Source organism: Microbacterium phosphatis (assembly GCF_049177115.1).
GTDB lineage: Bacteria > Actinomycetota > Actinomycetes > Actinomycetales > Microbacteriaceae > Microbacterium > Microbacterium phosphatis.
This window is the reverse complement of record NZ_CP185370.1, coordinates 2,767,719-2,781,949: the sequence shown is the minus strand read 5'-3', so window position 1 is coordinate 2,781,949 and position 14,231 is coordinate 2,767,719. Positions and strand designations below refer to the sequence as shown.

14 protein-coding genes are annotated in these 14,231 nt (G+C 72.8%); 5 read left to right on the top strand and 9 right to left on the bottom strand.

Going from position 1 to position 14,231, the window contains the following annotated elements; translation table 11 throughout:
* Nucleotides 1–5: 5 nt before the first annotated feature.
* Both katG and ACOKGD_RS13290 read right to left on the bottom strand, forming a co-directional pair.
* Nucleotides 6–2,237, bottom strand: a complete 2,232-nt coding sequence (gene katG / locus ACOKGD_RS13295; RefSeq protein WP_421355062.1) for a catalase/peroxidase HPI — start codon at nucleotides 2,235–2,237, stop codon at nucleotides 6–8.
* Nucleotides 2,238–2,303: 66 nt separating this feature from the next.
* Nucleotides 2,304–2,747, bottom strand: coding sequence for a Fur family transcriptional regulator (locus ACOKGD_RS13290; protein ID WP_342337834.1), 444 nt, complete (start codon nucleotides 2,745–2,747; stop codon nucleotides 2,304–2,306).
* 148 nt (nucleotides 2,748–2,895) lie between these two features.
* On the opposite strand from ACOKGD_RS13290, the gene ACOKGD_RS13285 reads away from it, so the two are divergent.
* Entirely contained in the window at nucleotides 2,896–3,672 is a 777-nt protein-coding gene (locus ACOKGD_RS13285; RefSeq protein ID WP_342337832.1) for an ABC transporter ATP-binding protein, read from the top strand.
* The gene (locus tag ACOKGD_RS13280) at nucleotides 3,669–5,129 is read left to right on the top strand and encodes an FtsX-like permease family protein (protein ID WP_342337830.1); all 1,461 of its coding nucleotides are present in this window, start codon (nucleotides 3,669–3,671) and stop codon (nucleotides 5,127–5,129) included. Before ACOKGD_RS13285 ends, ACOKGD_RS13280 begins: the two co-directional genes overlap by 4 nt.
* Before the next feature lie 122 nt (nucleotides 5,130–5,251).
* On the opposite strand, the gene ACOKGD_RS13275 is transcribed toward ACOKGD_RS13280, so the two are convergent.
* Nucleotides 5,252–5,761, bottom strand: a complete 510-nt coding sequence (locus tag ACOKGD_RS13275; RefSeq protein ID WP_342337828.1) for a GNAT family N-acetyltransferase — start codon at nucleotides 5,759–5,761, stop codon at nucleotides 5,252–5,254.
* A complete protein-coding gene (locus tag ACOKGD_RS13270; RefSeq protein ID WP_342337826.1) occupies nucleotides 5,758–6,267 on the bottom strand; it encodes a hypothetical protein in 510 nt (169 codons plus the stop codon). The genes ACOKGD_RS13275 and ACOKGD_RS13270 overlap by 4 nt, the downstream gene beginning before the upstream one ends.
* Before the next feature lie 207 nt (nucleotides 6,268–6,474).
* On the opposite strand from ACOKGD_RS13270, the gene ACOKGD_RS13265 reads away from it, so the two are divergent.
* A complete protein-coding gene (locus ACOKGD_RS13265) occupies nucleotides 6,475–7,104 on the top strand; it encodes a 2-phosphosulfolactate phosphatase (RefSeq protein ID WP_342337825.1) in 630 nt (209 codons plus the stop codon).
* A 43-nt stretch (nucleotides 7,105–7,147) separates the two neighbouring features.
* Here the strand turns inward: ACOKGD_RS13265 and ACOKGD_RS13260 are convergent, their stop codons facing one another.
* Together ACOKGD_RS13260 and ACOKGD_RS13255 are read right to left on the bottom strand one after the other, a co-directional pair.
* A complete protein-coding gene (locus ACOKGD_RS13260; protein ID WP_342337824.1) occupies nucleotides 7,148–7,795 on the bottom strand; it encodes a dihydrofolate reductase family protein in 648 nt (215 codons plus the stop codon).
* A 155-nt stretch (nucleotides 7,796–7,950) separates the two neighbouring features.
* Nucleotides 7,951–9,372: a cation:dicarboxylate symporter family transporter gene (locus ACOKGD_RS13255; protein WP_342337822.1), complete on the bottom strand. Its 1,422-nt coding sequence runs from the start codon at nucleotides 9,370–9,372 to the stop codon at nucleotides 7,951–7,953.
* Nucleotides 9,373–9,543: 171 nt separating this feature from the next.
* Between ACOKGD_RS13255 and ACOKGD_RS13250 the strand changes: the two genes are divergently transcribed.
* The gene (locus tag ACOKGD_RS13250) at nucleotides 9,544–11,229 is read left to right on the top strand and encodes a sensor histidine kinase (protein ID WP_342337820.1); all 1,686 of its coding nucleotides are present in this window, start codon (nucleotides 9,544–9,546) and stop codon (nucleotides 11,227–11,229) included.
* Nucleotides 11,226–11,927 carry a response regulator gene (locus ACOKGD_RS13245; protein ID WP_342337819.1) on the top strand — a complete coding sequence of 234 codons (702 nt, stop codon included), beginning with the start codon at nucleotides 11,226–11,228 and terminating at the stop codon, nucleotides 11,925–11,927. The genes ACOKGD_RS13250 and ACOKGD_RS13245 overlap by 4 nt, the downstream gene beginning before the upstream one ends.
* Here the strand turns inward: ACOKGD_RS13245 and ACOKGD_RS13240 are convergent.
* From ACOKGD_RS13240 to ACOKGD_RS13230, 3 genes are read right to left on the bottom strand one after another with little or no spacing between them, the layout of a single operon-like run.
* Nucleotides 11,924–12,412, bottom strand: a complete 489-nt coding sequence (locus ACOKGD_RS13240) for a SprT-like domain-containing protein (protein ID WP_342337817.1) — start codon at nucleotides 12,410–12,412, stop codon at nucleotides 11,924–11,926. The genes ACOKGD_RS13245 and ACOKGD_RS13240 overlap by 4 nt on opposite strands.
* A 10-nt stretch (nucleotides 12,413–12,422) precedes the next feature.
* Nucleotides 12,423–13,664: an MFS transporter gene (locus ACOKGD_RS13235; protein WP_342337815.1), complete on the bottom strand. Its 1,242-nt coding sequence runs from the start codon at nucleotides 13,662–13,664 to the stop codon at nucleotides 12,423–12,425.
* The gene (locus ACOKGD_RS13230; protein ID WP_342337813.1) at nucleotides 13,661–14,227 is read right to left on the bottom strand and encodes a helix-turn-helix domain-containing protein; all 567 of its coding nucleotides are present in this window, start codon (nucleotides 14,225–14,227) and stop codon (nucleotides 13,661–13,663) included. Before ACOKGD_RS13230 ends, ACOKGD_RS13235 begins: the two co-directional genes overlap by 4 nt.
* Between the last annotated feature and the right edge of the window lie 4 nt (nucleotides 14,228–14,231).

Below are 14,231 nucleotides of genomic sequence, written 5' to 3'. Positions count from 1 at the left end.
GCGGCCTACTTCTTGAGGTCGAAGCGGTCGTTCTCCATGACCTGGGCCCACGCGGCCGCGAAGTCGGCGACGAACTTCTCCTTCGCGTCGTCCGAGGCATAGACCTCGGCGAGCGCGCGCAGCTCCGAGTTGGCGCCGAAGACCAGGTCGACGCGCGAGCCGGTGAAGCCCGTGTTCGAGCTGTAGGTGCCGTCCTCGTTGGTGGTCCACTCGGTGCCGAGCTCGAGCAGGTTCACGAAGAAGTCGTTCGTGAGCACACCCGGGGTGGCCGTGAAGACACCCTGGTTCGAGCCGTCCCAGTTGGCGCCGAGGACACGCAGGCCGCCGACGAGCACCGTGGCCTGGGGCGCCGAGACGCCCAGGTGGTTGGCGCGGTCGAGGAAGAGGTACTCGCTCGGCAGCTTGAGGTAGCCGCTGTCGTAGTTGCGGAAGCCGTCGGCGACCGGCTCGAGCCAGGCGAACTGCTCGATGTCGGTCTGCTCCTGCGTGGCGTCGACGCGGCCCGGGGTGAACGGCACCTCGATGCGCACGCCGGCCGCGGCCGCGCCCTGCTCGACGCCCACGCCACCGGCGAGGACGACGACGTCGGCGAACGACAGGCCCGACTCGGCCGCCACGGCCTCGAGCTTGGCGATGACCGGCTTCAGCGACTCGGGGCGGTTGACGCGCCACGAGACCTGGGGCTCGAGACGGATGCGGCCGCCGTTGGCGCCACCGCGCTTGTCGGACGAGCGGAACGTGGCCGCCGCCTTCCACGCGGTCGAGACCAGCTCCGAGACCGACAGGCCGGCCGCGGCGATGAGCTCCTTCGCGCGGGCGATGGAGGCCTCGTCGGTCGCGCCGCCCTCAGCGGGCAGCGGGTCCTGCCAGATGAGGTCCTCGGCGGGCACCTCGGGGCCGAGGTAGCGCGCCTTGGGGCCCATGTCGCGGTGGGTCAGCTTGAACCAGGCACGGGCGAACGCGTCCGTGAGGGCCTGCTGGTCGTCCTTGAAGCGACGCGAGATCCTGTCGTACTCCGGGTCGAAGCGCAGGGCCAGGTCCGAGGTGAGCATGCGCGGCTCGCGCTTGCCGTCCGAGTGCGACATCGGAACGAGGTCGGCGCCGCCGTTGTCCTTCGGCTTCCACTGGTTGGCGCCGGCGGGCGACTGGAACAGCTCCCACTCGTAGGCGTACAGGATGTGGAAGAACTCGTTGTCCCAGCGGGTCGGGTGGTAGGTCCACGTGACCTCGAGGCCGGAGGAGACGGTGTCCTCGCCGTGGCCATCGCCGTAGCCGTTCTTCCAGCCGAAGCCCTGGTTCTCGAGCGGGGCGGCCTCGGGGTCGGCACCGATCCGGTCGTCCTTGTGGGCGCCGTGCGTCTTGCCGAAGGTGTGGCCGCCGGCGATCAGGGCGACGGTCTCCTCGTCGTTCATGCCCATACGGCGGAACGTCTCGCGGATGTCCTTGGCTGAGGCGAGCGGGTCCGGGTTGCCGTTGGGCCCCTCGGGGTTCACGTAGATGAGGCCCATCTGCACGGCGGCCAGCGGCGCCTCCAGGTCGCGCTCGCCGGTGTAGCGCTCGTCGTCCAGCCAGACCTGCTCGGGGCCCCAGTAGACGTCGTCATCGGCCTCCCACACGTCGGGGCGGCCGCCGGCGAAGCCGAAGGTGGGGAAGCCCATCGTCTCGAGCGCGACGTTGCCGGCGAGGATGAACAGGTCGGCCCACGAGATCGACTGGCCGTACTTCTTCTTCACGGGCCACAGCAGGCGGCGGGCCTTGTCGAGGTTGACGTTGTCGGGCCACGAGTTCAGCGGGGCGAAGCGCTGCTGACCGGCGCCACCGCCGCCGCGGCCGTCGTGCGAGCGGTAGGTGCCGGCCGAGTGCCAGGCCATGCGCACCATGAACGGGCCGTAGTGGCCGAAGTCGGCGGGCCACCAGTCCTTGGACTCGGTCATCGCCGCGGCGAGGTCGGCCTTGACGGCGGCGAGGTCGAGGGCGTTGAAGGCCTCGGTGTAGTCGAAGTCCTCGCCCAGCGGGTTCGCGACGGAGGGGTTCTTCGCGAGGATCTTGAGGTTCAGCTTGTTCGGCCACCACTCGGCGTTGGCCGAGCCCATGGTCGGGTGGACGCGGCGGGCGGGCGAGGCGCCGACGTGGGCCTCGGTGCCGGGCAGAGCGGGCTCGCTGTCGACGGACGCGGGCTGGACGGAGCCGGCCGGAGCGTCGTATCCGAGCGGGCAGGAACCGGTGTTCTCGGTCATGGTCGCCTTTCGTGGGGGACGTGAAGGGAGGGAGAGGGAAAGAGGGGAAAGAAAGGAGGAGCGTGCTCAGGCCGCGCTCGGGCGGCACTCGGCGCACAGCCCCCAGAAGATGACCTCGGCCTCGTCGATCGAGAAGCCGGCGTCGTCGTTCGGGGCCATGCACGGGGCCGTGCCGTGCACGCAGGCGACGTCGACGACGAGCCCGCACGAGCGGCACACGAGGTGGTGGTGGTTGTCGCCGACCCGCGACTCGTAGAGCGCCACGCGGCCGCTGGGCTGGATCCGCCGGACGATGCCGGCCTCCGTGAGGGCGGCGAGCGAGTCGTAGACGGCCTGATGCGAGACGCTCGGCAGCTGCTCGCGCACCGCCCGGATCACCGATTCGGTGTCGGCGTGCGCATTGCCGCGGACTGCCTGCAGCGTCGCCACGCGAGGCCCCGTGACACGCAGGGCCGCGGCGCGCAGCAGCTGCTCGGCACCCTCGGGGTGCTTGTGGTCGTCGGGGGACATACGAAGGCCGATCGCTCAAGAATTGAATGATTCAAATCTAGCGCACCCGCCACCCCCGCACCAGCCGCCGCGGGATCATCCTGCAGATGTACAGGGATGCGCCGCGCGGCCGATTACCCGGCGATCCGCGATCCGTAGCTTCGAGAGCATGGAGATCACGACCACCGACATGGGGCTCGCCGCCCGCGTGCAGAACCTCACCAAGACCTACGGAGCGGGCGACGGATCGGTCCGCGCGCTGGACGACGTCACCGTCGGGATCCGACGCGGGCAGTTCACGGCGATCATGGGCCCCAGCGGCTCGGGCAAGTCGACGCTGATGCACATCATGGCCGGGCTCGACGCCCCCACCAGCGGCCGCGCGTGGATCGGCGACACCGAGATCGCGGGCCTCGGCGACACCGACCTGACGCTGCTGCGCCGCCGCCGCGTCGGCTTCGTCTTCCAGGCCTTCAACCTCGTGCCCACCCTCGACGTGCGCGGCAACATCCTGCTGCCGTTCGCCCTCGACGGCCGTGCGCCCACCACCGCCGAGCGCACCCGCATCGACGGACTCATCGACTCCCTCGGCCTCGGGCCCCGCCTCGGCCACCGCCCGCACGAGCTGTCCGGCGGCCAGCAGCAGCGTGTGGCGATCGCCCGCGCGCTCGCCACGGCGCCCGACCTGGTCTTCGCCGACGAGCCCACCGGCAACCTCGACTCGCGCACCGGCCGCGAGGTGCTCGCGCTGCTCGCCACCGCCAGCCGCGACCACGGTCAGTCCATCGCGATGGTCACCCACGACCCGATCGCCGCGAGCCACGCCGACCGCGTGCTGTTCCTCGCCGACGGCCGCATCGCCGCCGACAAGCCCCGCCAGACCGCCGAGCAGATCTCGGCGCACATGCTCGCGGGCGAGCAGGCGGAAGCGCAGGTCTCGGCGTGAGCGCGCTCGCCGCGGTGGTGCCCGACACCTCCGGCACCGCGCCCTGGCACACCCGCTTCGCGTACCTCCGCGACCGCGGCATGGGGGCCTCGATCCTCGTCGCCGCCCTGTCCAGCGCGTTCGGCGTGCTGCTGCTGAGCGCGACGGGCTTCATCGGCGCGATGATCGCCGCCGATCCGTACATCGGCGACTCGGGCCTCGCGCTCGCCGTCATCGCGATCCTGGGTGTGATCCTGCTGGCGCTGGCCCTGTACGTCGCCGCCATCGTGACCGCGAACACCTTCTCGACCATCGTGGCGGGCCGCACCCGCCGGATCGCCCTGATGCGCCTCATCGGCGCGACCGCCCGCTCTCAGCGCGGCGAGGTCGCGACGCAGGGCCTGGTGGTCGGGGCCATCGGCGCCCTGGTCGGCCTCGCGGCCGGCATGGCGATCGGCGCGCTCGGCATCCTCGCGGCGCAGCGCCTGGTGGGCGATGTCGCCTACGACGTCGCCCAGCCGCAGCTGCTGATCCCCGCCGTCGTCGTTGTGCTGACGACCTGGGCGGCCGCCTGGGTCGGATCGCGCCGGGTGCTGACCGTCACGCCGCTGCAGGCGCTGGGCGGGTCCGTCGAGCGCGCCCACGACGAGTTCTCGCGCCCCGCGCGCAACGTGACCTCGATGATCCTGATCGGGATCGGCGCCGCGCTGCTGGGCGTCGGCGCGATGACGGGCATGCTGTCGCCGCTCGGCATCGTGCCGGCCTTCCTCGGCGGACTGGTGTCGTTCACCGGCCTCGTGATCGGGTCGACGGCGATCATGCCGCCGCTCCTGCGCCTGGTGGGTCGCCTCTTCGGGCGCACCGCGGTCTCGCGCCTCGCGGCCGAGAACGCCCTGCGCTACCCCGAGCGGTCGAGCCGCATGGCCATCGGCGTGGTGATCGGCGTGACGCTGGTGACGATGTTCGCCGTGGCCGCCGAGACCGCGCAGACCGTGATGATCCGCAGCGCCGAGACGGCGGGCTACCCGCAGGAGCGCCTCGAGGTGCTCGACCAGTTCGCCATCGTCATGACGGTGCTGGTGGGCGTCTCGGCCGTGATCGCGGCCGTCGGCCTGGTGAACCTGCTCACGATCGGCGTGGTGCAGCGCCGCCGCGAGCTCGGCCTGCTGCGCTCGCTCGGGCTGTCGAACCGCCAGATCCGCAACATGGTGCTGCTCGAGGCCGTGCACATCACGCTCACCGCCCTGACGTTCGGCCTGATCCTGGGCGTGGCCTACGGCTGGGCCGGGGCGCAGTCGGTGCTCGGGTCGGTGCCCACGCAGCTCGGCATCTCGTCGTTCATCGTGCTGCCGGCCGTGCCGTGGCTCACCGTCGGCGGGGTGGTGCTCGCCGCGGCGGCGCTGACGCTCGTCGCCGCCGTGACCCCCACGCGCCTGGCCACGCGCGTGGCGCCGGTCGAGGCCCTCGCCGCCGACTGAGCGCGGGGCTGGTGGTCAGGAAGCGCCGTGCGGCTGTCGGGGCCCGCGGCGTTTCCTGACCACCAGCCCATCCGCGACCCCGAGCCGACCGGAGCGATCCGGCGGCTCGGGGTCGCGGCGCGTCAGGGGCGCACCATCCGGCGCTCGTGCAGCAGCACGCCGCCGTGCGCCTCGGCCTTGGTCGCCCCGTCCATGCGGAAGCCGATCTTCTCGTAGAACCGGATCGCGCGGGCGTTGCCGTCGAGCACCCACAGGAACGCCGCGTCCGACCCCAGTGCCGCCTCGGCCAGCAGGGCGCCCGCGCCCCCGCCGTGGCGGCGCGGGTGCACGTACAGCGCCCAGAGCTCGAGCGGGGCGGGGGCGTCGTCCTCGCGGGCGGGGCCGGCCGAGGCGAACCCGATCAGCCGGTCGCCCTCGAGCGCGACCCACGTGCGGCCGGGGTTCGCCGGGTCCTCGAGGGTTGTGCGCCAGCGCGCGGCGCGCGCGACGAAGTCGAGCGAGTCGAGCACGGCCTGCGGGATCAGCCCCTCGTAGGCGATCTGCCAGGTGCGCACATGCACCTCGCCCAGCTGCGGGGCGTCATCCGGCACCGCGCGCCGGATCGTGACCGGGGGGAGGGCGGCCTCTGTCACTCGGAGGGATCCGATCCCGCGGTCGCGGGCTCGTAGGCCCACGTCGGGGCGATGGCCTTCAGCCGCGCGCCCCGCCACTGCCACAGCGCCCACAGCGGCGCCCACAGCACCGGCGCCCAGGCGCCGCCGATCACCAGCCGCTCGCGCCACAGCGTGCGCGTCGGATCGCCCGGGAGGGGAGCGACGGCCATCTGGTGATCCCACACGTCGAGGCTCGACAGCGCGCCCGTGAGGGGGATGCCCGAGTCGCGCAGGATCCGCACGTCGCCGTGGGTGTCGGTCTTCCGGCGATCGTGCACCGAGATCAGGTGCGACCCCAGGCTCACGCCCAGCGAGCTGTACCGCACGGGGGCGTCGTCGCCGTCGGCCAGCGTGGGCCCGGCCGGCGCCAGGTGCTCGACCCGCAGCAGCGGCCCGTACAGCTCGGCGAGCGCGGCCTGCGAGTGCAGGGCGCGCCACGCGGCGTCGGCGTCGATGTCGAGCGTCAGCTTCAGCAGGATCCGCATGCGTCGACTCTGCCAGGCGTTCCGGGCGAAGTCAGCCCCGTGGTGCCCCCGCCGGCGCTCCGACTAGTCTGGCGCGGGCTTACTAGTGCCGCCTGGACTAGTGAACCCGCGCGGGACTAGTCGAGGCCCGGACGCCGAGCCGACCTCGGCGCGATACCGGGCGGTGGACGCGAGACCACGTGCGCGGCGCGAACTACCCTGAGAGGCATGAGCGCGCCGTTCTCCCAGAACACGTACCAGGTCCGCCTCGAGTGGGGCGTGGAGGGGCTGCGGCGGCTCGCGCCGGCGGATGTCTACGTGATCGCCGACCCGATCCGGTACTCGTCGGGGGTGCTGCAGGTGCTCGCGAAGGGCCACGACTTCGAGATCGCGCGCTCGCAGTGCCCCAACGGCGGGGCCATCGCCAAGGAGCTGGCCGCGCGCGACGACGGGCCGGTCGTCTTCGCCGGCACCCTCGGAAACGCCACGGCCGTGGCCCGCGCGGTCAAGGCCGAGCAGGAGCGCCGCCAGGCCCGCACCTCCGTCGCGATCATCGCGGGCGGCGAGCGCACGCCCGAGGGCGACATCCGCTTCGCGGTCGAGGATCTGCTCGCCGCCGGCGCGATCATCGACGCTCTTGTGCCCCTGGGCATCGACCACTCGTCGCCCGAGGCGGTCGCCGCGTCCGAGGCGTTCGTCGCGCTGCGCCGCGGCATCACGCACCTCGTCACCGGCTCCGGATCGGGGCGCGAGCTCGAGGGCGACCCGGCCGGTCACGCCGATGTGCGCGCGGCCGCGCAGGTCGACACCACCGACGTGGTGCCGGTGCTGCGCGGGGCGCACTTCGTGGCGGCCTGAGCCGCCGCACCCCTCCGCGGGCGCCCCGCGGGCGTCGCCGGACTCAGGCGCGGCTGAAGGTGAGGTGCGTCACGCCCGACTCGGCGCCCTCGGAGACCACGTCGTAGCCCTCCTCGAGGCCGCGCAGGTCCTCCCAGAGCGAGACTCCCCGACCGAGCAGGATCGGGACGATCGCCACGTGCAGACGGTCGACGAGGCCGGCCCGCAGGAACGAGCGCACGGTCTCGACGCCGCCGCCGATCCGCACGTCCGCGTCCCCGGCGTCCGCCGTCGCCCGGGCGAGCGCCTCCGCGGGGGTGGCGGTGAGAAAGTGGAAGACCGTGCCGTTGGCGAACTCGATCGACGCGCGGGGTCGATGGGTGAGCACGTGCACCGGGTAGTGGAAGGGCGGCTCCTCCTCGCCCCACCAGCCGCGCCAATCCGGGTCGTCGGGGAAGCTGTGCAGGCCGAACATGCCCGCCCCCATGACCTCGGCGCCGATGCCCTCGAAGTACGCCGCGGCGTACTTCTCGTCGACGCCGGTCGTGCCGCCGCCCGACGTGTCGCCGAGCACGCGCTGCTGCATCGTGCGGGTGCCGATGTACGCCGTGGTCAGGCGGCCCCAGTCGTCGCCGAACGGGTTCTCGGGGGTCTGGTCGGTCGTCGCGGCGAAGCCGTCGAGCGAGATGTTCAGGTCAACGCGGACGCTCATGGAAGCGAGCGTACGGGTCGGGGCGCCCGCGTGGTCGAGGAGCCGCGACGTCCGCGCCCCGCCTCTCGCCCCGACGACGAAGGAAGGCGGGGGCACGCCCCCGCCTTCCTCCCGCGGCTGTAGCTCGGCGGCCCGCGGCTCGGCGGGCCGTCGCCCTAGCGCCGGGTCGAGCCAGTCGGGATGACCGCCGAGACCGGCGAGGGGCCCTGGCCGTCGTAGGGCAGCTCGGGCAGATCCTCGAAGTCGGGCTCGTCCGCCGCGGCGTGGTGTCCGTCGCCGACCATCGTGGCCTCGTCGAAGGGCTGGTCGCCGCGCAGCACACGCAGCGCGCGCTCCCGGTCGAACTCCTTGGTCCAGTGCGCGATCACGATCGACGCGACGGCGTTGCCGGTGAAGTTCGTGAGGGCACGGGCCTCGGACATGAAGCGGTCGATGCCGGTGATGAGGCCGACGCCGTCGACGAGGTCCGGGCGGAAGGTCTGCAGGCCGCCGGCGAGGGTCGCGAGCCCCGCGCCGGTGACCCCGGCGGCGCCCTTCGAGGCGATGATCATGAAGGCCAGCAGCCCGATCTGCTCCGAGATCGGCATCGCGTCCCCCATGACGGTCGCGATGAACAGCGACGCCATCGTCAGGTAGATCGCCGTGCCGTCGAGGTTGAACGAGTACCCGGTCGGCACCGTGATGCCGGCCACCGGCTTCGAGACGCCGACGTGCTCCATCTTCGCGATGAGGCGCGGCAGGGCCGACTCGCTCGAGGAGGTCGACACGATCAGCAGGTACTCGCGTCCGAGGTAGCGCATGACCGAGAACAGGTTGATCCGGGCCGTGAACCACAGCACTGCCGCCAGAACGACGCCGATGAACAGGATGCACGTGACGTAGAAGCCGACCATCAGCGTGGCGAGCGACACGACGGCGCCCCAGCCGGTCTCGCCGACGACGCCCGCGATCGCACCGAACGCGCCGATCGGCGCGACCCACAGCACCATCGTGAGCACGCGGAACACCACGACCTGCAGCTGACGGATCCCGTCCAGGATCGGCTCGCCCCGCTTGCCGAGGCCCTGCAGCGCGAAGCCCACCAGCAGGGCGACGAACAGCACCTGCAGCACCGAGTCGCCCACGAGCGGCGAGAACAGCGTGGTGGGGATGACGCCCAGGATGAAGTCGGTCGTCGACTCGGCCTCTCCCTCCACGGTGTACCCGGCGTCCGGGATGCTCAGGCCCTCGCCGGGGTGGATGATGTTGCCGACCACGAGCCCGATGAACAGCGCGAACGTCGACATCACGAGGAAGTACCCGAGGGCAAGACCGCCGACCTTGCCGACGGTCGCGGCCTTGGCGATGGATCCGATCCCCAGCACGATCGTGCAGAAGATCACGGGGGCGATCATCATCTTGATGAGGGCGACGAAGCCCTTGCCGATCCAGGCGAGCGAGGCGCCGAACTCGGGCGCCACGAGGCCGACGATGATGCCGGCGATCACGGCCACCACGACCGCGATGTAGAGCCAGTGCTGCTTGTCGAGCCCGCGCTTGCGAGCGGGGGCTGCGGTGGGGGATGGCGTCGTTGCCATGAGGGTCTCCTCTGCCGGGGCGCCCGCCCGCGCCTCGGGGAAGAGGTGGGGCACAACGCCGTCGATGTGCGTCCCGATCCTGATCCCCGGCCGGGCGCCCCGCCCATTTGCGTGCATAGTGTTCGCGCGACGGGGGATCGGATGGCCCGGGCCAGCGCCCACAATGGACCCATGCGACGCGACGGAGCGAGTGCGGCGGTCGGCGCCACCGGTGCCGCGGCCCCCATCCGAGAGCGCCGTCGCAGCATCGCGCGCCGGTTCCTCGTCGAGCTCGCGGTGGTGCTCTTCGCGGGCGTGGTCGTGGTGTTCGTCGGGCTCGCCTGGGACGCCCACGCCTCGGCGAACGACCGCGCCGCGCAGACGTCGACGGATCTCGCCACCACGCTCGCCATCGATCCCGCCGTGGTCGGGGCCGTCGCGCGAGCGCACGACGACCCGGATCGGGAGGCATCGGTGGCCACGGCGTCGGCGGCCCTGCAGCCGTACGTCGAGGGCATCCTGCGCACGACAGACGTCGACTACGTCACCATCATGGACACCGACCGCACGCGCTACACGCACGCCGACCCGTCGCGGATCGGCGGCCGCTTCCTCGGCACCATCGAGCCGGCGCTCGAGGGGGAGACCTTCACCGAGGTCTACGAGGGCACGCTCGGGCCGTCCGTGCGTGCGGTGACCCCGGTCGTCGTCGACGGCGAGGTCGTCGGGCTGGTGTCGGCGGGTGTCACCCTGCAGAGCGTGACCGCCTCGATCCTGACCCGCCTGCAGATCGTGGGGCTGTTCACGCTCGTGGTGGTCGGGCTGGGGGCGCTCGCCGCGTTCCTGCTGTTCCGTCGCCTGGACCGCGTGACCGACGGGCGCGATGCCGACGAGCTCGCCCGCCTCTTCGCCGCGCACGAGGCCGTGCTGCACTCGCTCGAGGAGGGGCTGCTGCTCATCGAGCGGCGCCCCGACTCGCCGCCGCGTGTGGTGCTCGCCAACGACCAGGCGGGGCGCATGCTCGGGATCGACCGGCCGCCGCCGTACCCCGTCGACGCCGAGTGGCTTCCCGCCGAGGTGCGGGCGCTGCTCGCGGCCTCCGACGCCGAGGGCGTCGAGCGCATCGCCGGGCGCGACCTGCTCATCGCCCGCGAGCCGGCGTCGACCGGCGAGGCGGCGGTGATCGTCACCCTGCGCGATCGCACCGAGCTGCGTCGTGTCACGGGCGAGCTGTCGTCCGTCAACACGATCTCCGAGGCCCTGCGCGCCCAGGCGCACGAGTTCGACAACCGCCTCCACACCATCGCCACGCTGATCGAGCTCGGGCAGCCGGACGAGGCGCTGCGGTTCGCCGCCGCCGAGCGCTCGCTCGGCCAGCGGCTCGCCGACCGCGTGCTGCACGCCTCCGACGAGCCGGTCATCGCGGCGCTGATGCTCGGCAAGGCCGCCCAGGCGCACGAGCGCGCGGTCGAGATGCACTTCGAGACGCACCTCGCCCCGGGCACGCAGGGCCTGCACCCCGCCGATGTCGTCACGATCCTCGGCAACCTCATCGACAACGCCACCGATGCGGCCGCGGCGCGCGCCGCGAGATCCGGCGATCTCGACGCGTGGATCGAGGTGTACCTGGCCTCGACCGACGACGGATCCCTCGTCTTCCAGGTCACCGACTCGGGGGACGGCATCGCCGAGCAGGATCGCGCGCGGGTGTTCGAGCGGGGCGTCACGTCGAAGGACGGGGCGGCGCACGGCTACGGGCTGACCCTGGTGCGGCAGGTGGTGACGGGTCTCGGCGGCACGATCGAGGTGTCCGAGGCGCCCGGCGGGGGCGCCGTCTTCACGGTGCTGCTGCCCCTGGCGGCGGAGGTGCGGTCGTGATCCGCGTGCTGGTGGTCGAGGACGATGCCCGCACGGCCGCGGCGCACGCGGAGTTCGTGCGCCGGGTGCCGGGGTTCGAGGTGGCGGGCATCGCGCACACCGCGTCGGCGGCGCGCCGGGCGCTGCGCGATGCGACCGCGCCCGTTCAGCTGCTGCTGCTCGACCTCAACCTGCCCGACGGCCACGGGCTCGACCTGTGCCGGGAGCTGCGCGCGTCGGGGCTGGCGGTCGATGTGATCGCCGTGACGGCGGTGCGCGAGCTCGACGCCGTGCGCCGGGCCGTCGCGGTGGGCGTTGTGCAGTACCTCATCAAGCCGTTCGTGTTCGAGGTCTTCGCCGAGAAGCTCGGCGCCTACCGGACCTTCCACGAGGCGATGCGCGCGCCGGTCGCCACGCTCAGCCAGCACGAGGTCGACGGGGCGTTCGCCGCGCTGCGCACCTCGAATGCCCCCGGCCTTCCCAAGGGGCTGTCCGAGGAGACGCTCGAGGCGGTGGCGACCCTGCTGGCCTCGTCGTCCGAGCCCCGCTCGGCGTCGGAGGTGGCCGAGGGCCTGGGGCTCTCGCGCGTCACCGCGCGTCGTTATCTCGAGCACCTTGCCGATCGCGGTGTCGCGCTGCGCGCGCCGAGGCACGGCTCCCGCGGTCGCCCCGAGCTCGAGTACTCGCGGCCGCGGGTCGCACCGCCCGGAGACGGCTAGCGCGGGGTCGACGCCGCCATCCGCGCCGCCGCGGTGATCTCCCGACGGCTCCAGGCGAAAAGGAACCGCTCGTCGAAGCGGCGCGAGCACTTCGCGCACGACATCGGCCGCGATGGGCGGCGGTGCCGGTAGGCCTCGTGCCCGGCGGGGCAGATGCCGATCCACGGCGCGAGCTCGGTGGCGGTCTCGCCGTGGTGGGTGGTGCCGCCGACGTAGCCGAGGTCGCGGGCGACGCGCTTCCAGGCCGGGCCGTGCGCGGCGGCGGGGCCCGCCAGGGCGTGGGCCACCTCGTGCAGCAGGGTCTGGTGGTTGGTGTCGTCGTCGTAGCGGGCCGCGAGGTAGCGCGAGACCGAGATGCGCTTGCGGGTGTAGTCGCACAGACCGGCGCGGCGCTTGGCGTTGTCGAACGCGAACGTCCACGAGTCGTCGAGGTGCAGCGAGATCAGGGCCTGGGCCCACACCCGCACGCGATTCAGATCCGACACCCCAGACACGCTATCCGCGGCCGCCGACATCGGGCGCAGCCATCCCGGGTTCGCCCGCGGGCCGCGCCTGCGCCGCGTGGGTCCGCCAGGCCACCACGGCCGCGACGGCGCACATCGCGAGACCGCAGGCGACGATCCACCGCGCGTCGACGAGACCCAGGGCCGCCGCACCGGCGGCCGTGATCACCACGGCCGGCAGCTGCATCAGCATGTTCACGGAGGTGCCGACGCGACCCTGCAGGCGCGAGGGCGTCGCCACGTGCGACTCGGTGACGTAGGCGATCACCGAGGTCGTGACGCCGAAGCCGACGACCGCGAGCCCGGCGGCCAGCAGCCACACGCTGTCGGCGAGCATCGGCGCGACGCCGAGGGCGAGCAGCACCGTGCCGATCGTGAGCGCGCGCGGGCGGCCGAATCTCCGCATGGCCGCCGCGGCCGTGACGCCGGCGATCAGGCCGCCGATGCCCGACAGCGCCTCGATGGGGCCCATCCACGCCGGCTCGACCCCCATGCGTTCGAGCACGGCGAAGCCGACGGCGCTCGTGAACGCGGCGGTGCTCGACAGCATCACCAGCACGACCGTCATCCTGTTCAGCGGCCGGGTCACCCGCAGATGCCGGAACCCGGCGGTCACCGAGACCCAGAACGGATCCGCGTCGTCCTCGACCGGAGCCTCGGCGAACCGCAGCGACGCGAACACGACGGCCGCCGCGAGGAACGTGCCGATCGCCGCCAGCACGACGGGCAGCGGCCCCGTCCAGATGTACACGCCCGCGGCGACGAACGGCAGGGCGAGGCGCAGCACCTGGTCGATGGTCTGCAGGATCGCGTTGGCCGGCCCGAGGTCGTCGTCGTCGAGCAGGTCGCGCAGGATCCCGCCGCGGCACCCGGCCGTGCCGTATCCCACCGCTCCGTAGAGGATCGTCGCGGCGAAGATCCACCAGACCTGCGAGGCATCCCGCACCATCACGAGCGGCGCGAGCGCCGCGGCGCCCACGATGTACGTGACCCACAGCATCCGCCGCCGCGAGACCCGGTCGGCGAGGCGGCCGAGCAGCGGCGCGAACAGGGCGGGGATGCCGAACACCGCGAACAGCAGTCCGCCGAGCGCGGCGTCGCCGGTGAGGTCGACGACCCACACGGCCAGCAGCACGCCCAGCAGCGAGTCGGCGACGTTCGCCAGCGTCCATCCCGCCACGAGCCACGCGAACAGCCCGCTGCGCAGGCCGCCCCGCGTGGTCGTCTCGCTCATGACGGGGCGTCCGTCCAGGTCGCCGCGATCATGCGCACGTGGCGCGCGCCGTCCGGTCGGGCGGCCGCGTCCTCGAAGCGGTTCTGCAGCGGCCGGATCAGGGCATCGAGCTGCTCGCCGAGCTCGCGCACCTCGTCGGGCGTCGCCCAGAAGCTCGTGAACCGCTGCGCCGAGACCTTCGTCCACTCCGGGTCGTCGTCGGCCGCACGCCGGTACCAGTCGCCGAGGCGATCCACAGCGTCGGCGAGGAACGCGGCCCCGGCCGCCGTGACCGCCGCGAAGGCCTCGCGGTCGGTCGGCTCGGCCTCGAGCGACAGCCCGCGCTCGCGGGGAGCCCGCCAGGGCCGCTCGCGCCCCCGGGCCTCGCCGCGTTCGATGAAGCCGTACTTCGCCAGCTGTCGCAAGTGGAACGAGCAGCTGGCCACCGATTCGCCGACGGCCGCCGCGCACTGGGTGGCCGTCAGCTCGCCGCCGCCGCGGAACAGATCGATCAGCCGGATGCGCAGGGGGTGGGTCAGCGCCTTGAGCTGGTCGGTCTGCGACACGATCCGCATCTCTTCCATGCGG

Bases quoted from the DNA above. Each gene is read 5' to 3' on its own strand.
- ACOKGD_RS13250 (WP_342337820.1), top strand. From the start codon at position 9,544: ATGCGACGCGACGGAGCGAGTGCGGCGGTCGGCGCCACCGGTGCCGCG.
- ACOKGD_RS13285 (WP_342337832.1), top strand. From the start codon at position 2,896: ATGGAGATCACGACCACCGACATGGGGCTCGCCGCCCGCGTGCAGAAC.
- ACOKGD_RS13260 (WP_342337824.1), bottom strand. From the start codon at position 7,795: ATGAGCGTCCGCGTTGACCTGAACATCTCGCTCGACGGCTTCGCCGCG.
- ACOKGD_RS13270 (WP_342337826.1), bottom strand. From the start codon at position 6,267: ATGCGGATCCTGCTGAAGCTGACGCTCGACATCGACGCCGACGCCGCG.
- ACOKGD_RS13235 (WP_342337815.1), bottom strand. From the start codon at position 13,664: ATGAGCGAGACGACCACGCGGGGCGGCCTGCGCAGCGGGCTGTTCGCG.
- ACOKGD_RS13265 (WP_342337825.1), top strand. From the start codon at position 6,475: ATGAGCGCGCCGTTCTCCCAGAACACGTACCAGGTCCGCCTCGAGTGG.
- ACOKGD_RS13290 (WP_342337834.1), bottom strand. From the start codon at position 2,747: ATGTCCCCCGACGACCACAAGCACCCCGAGGGTGCCGAGCAGCTGCTG.
- katG (WP_421355062.1), bottom strand. From the start codon at position 2,237: ATGACCGAGAACACCGGTTCCTGCCCGCTCGGATACGACGCTCCGGCC.
- ACOKGD_RS13230 (WP_342337813.1), bottom strand. From the start codon at position 14,227: ATGGAAGAGATGCGGATCGTGTCGCAGACCGACCAGCTCAAGGCGCTG.
- ACOKGD_RS13255 (WP_342337822.1), bottom strand. From the start codon at position 9,372: ATGGCAACGACGCCATCCCCCACCGCAGCCCCCGCTCGCAAGCGCGGG.